Genomic DNA, 8,039 nt, shown 5'->3' with positions numbered 1-8,039 from the left:
GCGAACCGATTCCCGAATGCCACACTTGCCACGAATTCGCCCCACCTGGGCTGACAGCGAGTCGAACCCGTGATTCACTGCCCGCAGTTGTAAAGGTGCGGGGCGTTCGCCATGGAGTTCAACAGGCGCAATATCATCTTCGGCGCGTTGCCGGCCGGGACGGTCGGCGCTCCGCCTCTGCCGCCGTTGCGCGCGTCACCGCTCCGCGCACGACCCTCGGGGATCCGTTACCGGTTCAACGACGGCATCTTTCCTTCGACGGTCTTCGATCTTCTTGAGCGCTCCTGCTGGCACGTCCAGTCCGATGCGACAGCCCATGTGATCCGGCATCTCGGAACCGGGCTCATTTTTGCCGACGCGCAGCTCCGCCACGATCCCTTCGCGCTCGAGCTTCTCCATTGTTTCGATGATCCCCGTGAGCTCGCCGACGACTGGCAGACCATGCTGATCGGCTGGGCCGCGGTGAACATGGGCTGGAACGTCAAGCGGCAGCGCCCGGGCGCCGCGCTGCTGCTGTCGCCGTCACGGCGCAGCCCGATGGAGTCCTGGGTGTTCGATTGCGCCGCGGCTGCGCCGCTGGTCACCGAGCCGATCGACATCTCCAGGCCGCTGCGGCCGGACATCTGGCTCGCGGCGTGATCGGGAGGGAGGCGCGTTTTGCGGGACTGGTTCGAGTTGGATAAGGTCGGGGTCTGAAAGCCGAACGAGGACTGCCGATGTATTACACCCCGCCCCAACGCGATCCCAAGGCGCCGCCCGTGCGCGTCAACCTGCTGTCGGACACGCAGACGCGCCCGACCGCCGCGATGCGCGAGGCGATGGCGCGGGCCGAGGTCGGCGACGAGCAGATCGGCGACGATCCGACCGTGCACGAGCTCACCGCCCGCGTGGCCGCCCTGCTCGGCAAGGAGGCCGCGGTGCTGATGCCGTCGGGCACGATGTGCAACGTCGCCGCCACGCTGGTGCATTGCCGGCCGGGCGACGAGATCCTGGCGCATGAGACCGCGCACATCATCTCGCGCGAGGGCGGCGCGCATGCCGCGCTCGGCGGTTTTCAGGTGACGCAGCTGAAGGGACCCGACGGCCAGTTCACGCCCGAGACGTTCCGCGCCGCATTGCATCCGCGCTCGCGCTACCAGCCGCCGCAGACCGTCGTCAGCGTCGAGCAGACCGCCAATATCGGCGGCGGCACGATCTGGAAGAAGACAGACCTCGACGCGATCGTCGCGATCGCCAAGGCACACGGCATGGCGACGCACATGGACGGCGCGCGGCTGCTGAACGCGACTGTCGCGACCGGCATCCCCGCCGCCGAGATGACCGCGGGCTGGGATTCGGCCTGGATCGATTTCTCCAAGGGCCTGGGCGCGCCGATCGGCGGCGTGCTCGCCGGCAGCGCCGCGTTCATCGATGAAGTGTGGCGCTGGAAGCAGCGGCTCGGCGGCGCGATGCGCCAGGCGGGCGTGGTCGCGGCGGCCTGCATCTACGCGCTCGATCACCACGTCGACCGGCTTGCCGAGGATCACGCCAATGCGCGCGCGCTGGCGCGCGGCCTGTCGCAGATCCAGGGCATCGAGGTGCAGGAGCCCGAGACCAATCTGGTGTTCTTCAGACCTGATGGCGCCGGCGTGCCCGGCGACAGGATGGTGACCGAGCTGCGCAAGCGCGGCGTGCTGTTGGCCATGATGGACGGCCGCATCCGCGCCTGCACGCATCTCGATGTGACCGCGGCGATGATCGAGGAGACCATCGGCCATGTGAGGGAGATCGTCCGCGGCGCATGAGGATCACGGCAACAGCGCCCGACCCTACCTGCTGCCGTACGGATGGGCCGCGGTCATCGCGGCGATCCGTTGCGGGCGCGGCCCTCGACGGCCTGGCTCAACGCCTCATCATGCAGCTCGGCGCTCGCATCGGAGAAACAGCAGAACACGATCTGCGACAGCGAGGTCTCCGCGCTGATGGCTTCGATCGTCGAAGCAACCGCGATCGAGGCCGCGCGATCGGCAGGAAAGCGGAAGATGCCTGTCGAGATCGCGGGGAACGCGACAGAGTCCAGGAGATGCTTGTGACACAGCTCGATCGAACGCCGGTAGCACGAGGCGAGCAGCTCGGGCTCGCCTCGGTCACCGCCTTGCCAGACCGGGCCGACGGTATGAATCACGTGGCGCGCCGGCAGCCGATACCCCTTCGTGATCTTGGCCTCGCCGGTCTTGCAGCCATGGAGCATGCGGCACTCCATGACGAGGTCGGGCCCGGCGGCACGATGGATCGCGCCGTCGACGCCGCCGCCGCCCAGCAACGACGAATTCGCGGCGTTGACGATGGCGTCAACGCCGAGCTTGGTGATGTCGGCGGTGATGACCTCGAACCGGGTCGCGCCGATGGTGCGGGCCGGGTAGCTCAGGCCGAGGCCGCCGTGCCGACCGGAATGCCCTTGTCGGTGAACAGCTGCTGCAGCTCGCCGCTCTGGAACATCTCGCGCACAATGTCACAGCCGCCGATGAACTCGCCCTTGACGTAGAGCTGCGGGATCGTCGGCCAGTTGGAGAAGGTCTTGATGCCGTTGCGGAGTTCGGCCGATTCCAGGACGTTCAGCCCCTTATAGCCGACGCCGACATGGTCGAGGATCTGGACGACCTGGCCGGAAAATCCGCACTGCGGAAACTGCGGCGTCCCCTTCATGAACAGGACGACGTCGTTCGACTTCACTTCGTTGTCAATGAATTGCTCAATGCTCATCTTCGCTTCCTCTAGGGCGTCTCAAGGAACGCCTGGGGCTCGTGCGGCTCCGGCCGCGCAGGGCGGATTTCGACCCCGCCGACCATCACTCCCCCTATATGTAGCGCAAACCGTTGGTCAGCCAAAGTAAAATGCCGAGGATCAGCCCCGCGGCGGCCGGGTGCCGGACGATAGCCTGATGACAGCAATATTATAGCCGCAACGAGGGTTTCATCCCGTAACCAAGCCCTTATCTAGGACGAACTGCCCAGAGGAACTTGTTCCATCGAACATCGTTCTCTCCATTCATACGGAGACCCTCGTGACCAGTTCAGCCTCCGCCGCGGCCCCCCTCCCCCTCGCAGATAAGCAACAGACTCGCGGCCCGGGCCCCCTGGCCGGGAGGCTGATCGCGGCGTTCCAGGCCGTCCGCGGCGAGACCGAGCGCCGGGCGGCGCCGCTCAGCGCGGAAGATCAGGTCATCCAGTCGATGCCGGATGCCAGCCCGATCAAGTGGCACCGGGCCCATACGACCTGGTTCTTCGAGCAGTTCGTGCTGGGCGTGCATTGCCCGGATTACACGCCGTTTCATCCGGATTATGCATTCCTGTTCAATTCCTATTACGTCAGCGCCGGACCGCGCCATACCCGCGGCGAGCGCGGCCTGATCACCCGTCCAGGGGCGTCCGAGATCACGGCATACCGCCGCCATGTCGACGCCGCGATGGTCGATTTCCTCGGCCATGCGGCGCCGGCGACGTTGGAGGTGGTCGCGCCGCTGGTCGAGGTCGGGCTCAACCATGAGCAGCAGCACCAGGAGCTGATGCTCACCGACATCCTGCATGCCTTCGCGCAGAATCCGACCGCCCCGGCCTACGACCCTGCCTGGACATTTCCGGCCCCCGCCGGCACGGGCGAGGACTGGATCAGCCTCGCCGAGGGTATCCACACCGTGGGGCACGTCGGCGATGGCTACCATTTCGACAACGAGGGACCTGCGCATCGGGCGCTGGTCGGTCCGGTCGAGATCGCCCGCAACCTAGTCACCAATGCCGAATGGCTCGCCTTCATGGCGGACGGTGGTTACGAAGCGGCGACGCTGTGGCTGATGGACGGCTTCGCGACCGCCAGCCGCGAGGGCTGGCAGGCGCCGGGACACTGGTACAAGGTCCAGGACGAATGGCGCATCATGACGCTCGGCGGCTTGCAGCCGGTCGACCCCCATGCGCCGGTGTGCCATGTCAGCTACTACGAGGCCGATGCCTTCGCGCGCTGGTCCGGCAAGCATCTGCCGACGGAGATGGAATGGGAGGTGGCCGCGCGGAGCAACCAGCTCAACGATGCCTTCGGCCTGGTCTGGCAATGGACGCGCAGCGCCTACAGCCCCTATCCCGGCTACCGCGCGATCGAGGGCGCGCTCGGCGAATATAACGGCAAGTTCATGGTCAATCAGCTGGTGCTGCGCGGCTCGTCGCTCGCGACGCCCGCCGACCACAGCCGCGTCACCTACCGCAACTTCTTCTATCCGCATCATCGCTGGCAATTCACGGGGCTGCGGCTCGCCGACTACGCCTGAGAGAGCCACGAACATTTGTTGGCTGATTTGTTGCCTATCGTCGCGCCTGTGCGCGTCCAGGAGAGTATCATGAACGTGCACGTCAACGCGCTGATCGATGCCCATCTTCCCGACGCCAAGACGTCGGCCTTCGCGCAGGATGCGGTCGCGGGGCTCACGCAGCAACCCAAGCAGCTGTCGCCGAAATATTTCTACGACGCCGCCGGGTCGGACCTGTTCGAGCAGATCACGCGGCTTCCCGAGTATTATCCGACGCGGACCGAGCTCGGCATTCTGCGCGACCGCGGCGCCGACATCGCTGCGATCATTCCGGATAATGCCGCGCTGATCGAGTTCGGCGCTGGAGCAACGACCAAGGTGCGGCTGCTGCTGGAGAGCTGCCGCTTTGCGGCCTATGTCCCGGTCGACATCTCCGGCGACTTCCTGACCGGCCAGGCCGAGACCCTGCGCCGCGATTTCCCGGATCTGGCGGTGCATCCGGTCATCGCCGACTTCACCACGGCCTTCAAGCTGCCGGCGGCGATCGAGGGCAAGCCGAAGGTCGGGTTCTTTCCGGGATCGACCATCGGCAATTTCGAGCCGCACGAGGCCTGCCGCTTCCTGCGCTCGGCGCGCGAGATCCTGGGCGCGGGCGCGCTGATGATCGTCGGCGTCGACCTCGAGAAGGACGAGCGCGTGCTGCATGCGGCCTACAACGACGCGGCCGGCGTCACCGCCCGCTTCAACCTCAATCTGCTGCTGCGGATCAACCGCGAGCTCGGCGGCAATTTCGACCTGTCCGCCTTCGTGCACCGCGCGATCTACAATCGCGAGCAGCACCGCATCGAGATGCATCTGGTGGCGCGCAAGCCGCAGACCGTCCGCCTGCTGGGCACGACGATCACGTTCCGCGCCGGCGAGAGCATCCACACCGAGAACAGCTACAAATACAGCATCGACCGCTTCGGCGCGCTGGCGCGGGGATCGGGCTGGAAGGTCCGGACGGTGTGGACGGATTCCGAGAAGATGTTCTCGGTTCAGGCGCTCGTTGCCGAGGAGGCATGAGTCACCGGCTTCGACCGCAGCGACAGCACCTCCCAGATCGCGACGACCGCCAGCAGCACGCTCGTCAACGCTGAGAGCATCAACGGCGACAGCGCGGTCGCGAACCAGCCCAATCCGATCAGGCCCAGCAAGCCCACGCCGTGCGACAGCTGGAGAAATCCGCGGACTTCACGCTTGAACAGGATGGTGCCGAACAGAAACACGAATGGTCCTCCGATCAGCACCGCGGCGGTCGTGAGGTCGGTGTGGCCGATCGGATGCTTGAGGACGATCTCGTCCCCGACCGCCGAGACGATGATGCCGGCGACGATCGGCATGTGCAGGTAGGTGTAGGCGGATCGCGCCACCAGTCCGGATTGGCTCGACTGCGAGATCATCTCCGAGCCGGCCTCGGCGCCGCGGTTGAAATACACCGCCCACATCGCGACCGTACCGACGAAGGCACACGCAAAGGCCGCGACGTTGGCGCCCGTCCAATCGAGCTCGGCAAAGGTTGCGCCGGTCACGACGATCGATTCGCCAAGCGCGATGATGATGAAGCCGGCACAACGCTCCGCCATGTGGCCGCCCTCGACCATCCAGTCTTCCACGGTCGAGGCACCGAGCCCCGGCACCCAGAAGCGAACGGCGGGCGAGATGTATTCGAGCATCAGCGCTGCGCTCCACAGCGTCATCCGCGCAGAGCCCTCGGCGAGGCCGCCGAGCAGCCAGAGCACGGCGGAGGCGCTGAGCCAGGACAGGATGCGGGCGGCGTTACGCCGAACAGCGGCTCTTTGCGGCGGCGTGGCCGTCCACCAGAACGCGGTCCTGCCGACCTGCATGGCGCCGTAGGCCAGCGCGAACCATAATCCCCGGTCCTCGAAGGCCCGCGGGATCGACATCGACAGCACGAGGCCCGCGAGCATCAGGGCAAACAGAAGGCCGCGGACGAGCGCCTTCTCGGGATCGAGCCAGTTGGTGACCCAGGCGGTGTAGACCCAGACCCACCAGACGGCGAGGAACAGCATCGCCGTCTGGACAGCTCCGAGCGGGGTGAAATGGCCTATCAGATAATGCGAGATCTGCGTCACCGCGTAGACGAAGACGAGATCGAAGAACAGCTCGACGAAGGTGACCCGGCCGTGCTGGTTCGGCTCGATGACGCGGAACAGCGCGCCGCGCGGATTGTTCACCGCCATCTCCCCCGGATGCGCGCGGCCGTGCGGCAGCGCCAATCAGCGCTGGTCCGGCACCCCGGTCTGCAGCGCCAGCGCGTGCAGGACGTCCCCCATCTGGCCGCGCAGCGACTGATAGACGAGCTGATGCTGCTGCACGCGGGACTTGCCGCGGAAGGCCTCGGAAATGACGGTCGCGGCGTAATGGTCGCCGTCGCCGGCGAGATCACGAATCGTCACCTGGGCGTCGGGAATGGCGGCCTTGATCATCTGCTCGATCACGTGGGCATCCATGGGCATCCCGGTACATCTCCTTTGTCAGCGACGGACGGTCGAAGCGCCGCGGCTCCAGCCCGCCTGTGTGGCCCGCCGCAGGGCACGAATCAAGGCGTTCTCGCGCGACCGTGATGGTCGAATCTAGCGCGAACCGGTTTCGGGGTCACGCTCGGAGTCATTATATGACCCTGCGGAGCCAAAGATGCCGGACCGGGTGACGCACCCGTGCCGGAGGCAAAAGGACAACAGGGAGATGACATGAAGCTTCCAGGGCCGGATCACCCGATCACCATCACCCCGAATCCGAGGCGCGTCCGCGTCATGGCCGATGGCGTCGTCATCGCCGATACCACCCGCGCGCTGATCCTGAAGGAGGCGAGCTATCCGGCGGTCCAATACGTGCCACGCGCCGATGCCAACATGGCCGCGCTCCAGAAGACCGATCGCGTCACCCATTGTCCCTACAAGGGCGACGCCAGCTACTTCAGCATCGTCACCCCCGGCACGAGGCTGGACAATGCGATATGGAGCTATGAGACGCCCTTCCCCGCGATGACCGAGATTTCGGGTCATCTGGCGTTCTATCCGGACAAGGTCCGTATCGAGGAAGTGGCTGATTGACCGCGGGCTGATCGCCCGCCGCTCTGTCGACCTGAGACCAAGAGCGGCGAGGCGATCGCCTGGTTCGTCGCTGCGGCCGGCCGTTACACTCGGAAGATCGTCAGCCCGAGGATCAGCAGCACGAGGAAGATCACAAGGAAGATGTAGAACAGGATCCGCGCAATATCCGCGGAAGCGGCCGAGACCCCTGTGAAGCCGAGAATACCGGCGATCACGGAGATCACGAAGAACAGTAGCGCCCATTTGAGAAGAGTCACGGTCAATCCTCCAGTCCAGCGCCGCGCCGGCGCGTCGCCTCACTAACGATCGCGCCCGGAACCGGTTCCTGCAGCTATGACGGCGCCCGGGAGGAGGAATTTCGCAACTTCCCGGCCGGCCCGTCCGTAACGTCTTCCATCATCTCCTCGTAACAACATCGGATGCAAAAATCGGCTTTGCGCAGAAATTCGGCTTGCGGGCCGCCGCGCGAGCTGATCTTCAGCATCGCGTAGCAACAAGGTTCTTGGGCACCGACATTCGCTTCCGTCAGGCGGGCGAGAGCCGATGGCGGTGCCAAAATCACGCGAGCTCGTTTATTATGGCTCGTGCAGTGTCAGACGACGCATTTCACCGACGCATCACACGCGAACGGGAGACGCTCCACTGAT

General features: G+C 65.6%; 10 protein-coding genes. 5 read left to right on the top strand and 5 right to left on the bottom strand.

All coding sequences use genetic code 11. The features are described 5' to 3' along the window. The first annotated feature begins 111 nt into the window (after window positions 1-111). Both BRAS3809_RS05375 and BRAS3809_RS05370 read left to right on the top strand, forming a co-directional pair. The gene (locus BRAS3809_RS05375; RefSeq protein WP_240535602.1) at window positions 112-639 is read left to right on the top strand and encodes a hypothetical protein; all 528 of its coding nucleotides are present in this window, start codon (window positions 112-114) and stop codon (window positions 637-639) included. Between the two features lie 77 nt (window positions 640-716). Beyond that, entirely contained in the window at window positions 717-1,784 is a 1,068-nt protein-coding gene (locus BRAS3809_RS05370; RefSeq protein WP_008961083.1) for a threonine aldolase family protein, read from the top strand. Between the two features lie 53 nt (window positions 1,785-1,837). On the opposite strand, the gene BRAS3809_RS05365 is transcribed toward BRAS3809_RS05370, so the two are convergent. Together BRAS3809_RS05365 and grxD are read right to left on the bottom strand one after the other, a co-directional pair. Further along, on the bottom strand, window positions 1,838-2,407 hold the full coding sequence (locus tag BRAS3809_RS05365) for an O-acetyl-ADP-ribose deacetylase (protein ID WP_035655360.1): 570 nt from the start codon (window positions 2,405-2,407) through the stop codon (window positions 1,838-1,840). Continuing rightward, window positions 2,404-2,742: a Grx4 family monothiol glutaredoxin gene (grxD, locus tag BRAS3809_RS05360; RefSeq protein ID WP_008961081.1), complete on the bottom strand. Its 339-nt coding sequence runs from the start codon at window positions 2,740-2,742 to the stop codon at window positions 2,404-2,406. Before grxD ends, BRAS3809_RS05365 begins: the two co-directional genes overlap by 4 nt. 301 nt (window positions 2,743-3,043) lie before the next feature. On the opposite strand from grxD, the gene egtB reads away from it, so the two are divergent. Beyond that, window positions 3,044-4,297: an ergothioneine biosynthesis protein EgtB gene (gene egtB / locus BRAS3809_RS05355; RefSeq protein WP_008961080.1), complete on the top strand. Its 1,254-nt coding sequence runs from the start codon at window positions 3,044-3,046 to the stop codon at window positions 4,295-4,297. Window positions 4,298-4,366: 69 nt separating this feature from the next. Further along, window positions 4,367-5,341, top strand: a complete 975-nt coding sequence (gene egtD, locus BRAS3809_RS05350; RefSeq protein WP_008961079.1) for an L-histidine N(alpha)-methyltransferase — start codon at window positions 4,367-4,369, stop codon at window positions 5,339-5,341. Here egtD and BRAS3809_RS05345 read toward each other — a convergent pair. Both BRAS3809_RS05345 and BRAS3809_RS05340 read right to left on the bottom strand, forming a co-directional pair. Then, window positions 5,314-6,519, bottom strand: coding sequence for a low temperature requirement protein A (locus BRAS3809_RS05345; RefSeq protein ID WP_008961078.1), 1,206 nt, complete (start codon window positions 6,517-6,519; stop codon window positions 5,314-5,316). The two genes, egtD and BRAS3809_RS05345, sit on opposite strands and share 28 nt — an antisense overlap. A gap of 36 nt (window positions 6,520-6,555) precedes the next feature. Continuing rightward, window positions 6,556-6,795, bottom strand: a complete 240-nt coding sequence (locus BRAS3809_RS05340) for a BolA/IbaG family iron-sulfur metabolism protein (protein ID WP_006609193.1) — start codon at window positions 6,793-6,795, stop codon at window positions 6,556-6,558. Between the two features lie 234 nt (window positions 6,796-7,029). Between BRAS3809_RS05340 and BRAS3809_RS05335 the strand changes: the two genes are divergently transcribed. After that, window positions 7,030-7,392 carry a DUF427 domain-containing protein gene (locus BRAS3809_RS05335; protein WP_008961077.1) on the top strand — a complete coding sequence of 121 codons (363 nt, stop codon included), beginning with the start codon at window positions 7,030-7,032 and terminating at the stop codon, window positions 7,390-7,392. An 83-nt stretch (window positions 7,393-7,475) separates the two neighbouring features. On the opposite strand, the gene BRAS3809_RS34655 is transcribed toward BRAS3809_RS05335, so the two are convergent. Further along, on the bottom strand, window positions 7,476-7,649 hold the full coding sequence (locus BRAS3809_RS34655; protein WP_008961076.1) for a DUF1328 domain-containing protein: 174 nt from the start codon (window positions 7,647-7,649) through the stop codon (window positions 7,476-7,478). Window positions 7,650-8,039: the final 390 nt, after the last annotated feature.

Origin of the sequence: Bradyrhizobium sp. STM 3809 (assembly GCF_000239795.1) — a bacterium.
Classification (GTDB): Bacteria; Pseudomonadota; Alphaproteobacteria; order Rhizobiales; family Xanthobacteraceae; genus Bradyrhizobium.
This window is presented reverse-complemented; position numbering and strand designations above follow the sequence as displayed.

Bases quoted from the DNA above. Each gene is read 5' to 3' on its own strand.
- BRAS3809_RS05340 (WP_006609193.1), bottom strand. From the start codon at position 6,795: ATGCCCATGGATGCCCACGTGATCGAGCAGATGATCAAGGCCGCCATT.
- BRAS3809_RS05335 (WP_008961077.1), top strand. From the start codon at position 7,030: ATGAAGCTTCCAGGGCCGGATCACCCGATCACCATCACCCCGAATCCG.
- BRAS3809_RS05370 (WP_008961083.1), top strand. From the start codon at position 717: ATGTATTACACCCCGCCCCAACGCGATCCCAAGGCGCCGCCCGTGCGC.
- grxD (WP_008961081.1), bottom strand. From the start codon at position 2,742: ATGAGCATTGAGCAATTCATTGACAACGAAGTGAAGTCGAACGACGTC.
- BRAS3809_RS05345 (WP_008961078.1), bottom strand. From the start codon at position 6,519: ATGGCGGTGAACAATCCGCGCGGCGCGCTGTTCCGCGTCATCGAGCCG.
- egtD (WP_008961079.1), top strand. From the start codon at position 4,367: ATGAACGTGCACGTCAACGCGCTGATCGATGCCCATCTTCCCGACGCC.
- BRAS3809_RS05375 (WP_240535602.1), top strand. From the start codon at position 112: ATGGAGTTCAACAGGCGCAATATCATCTTCGGCGCGTTGCCGGCCGGG.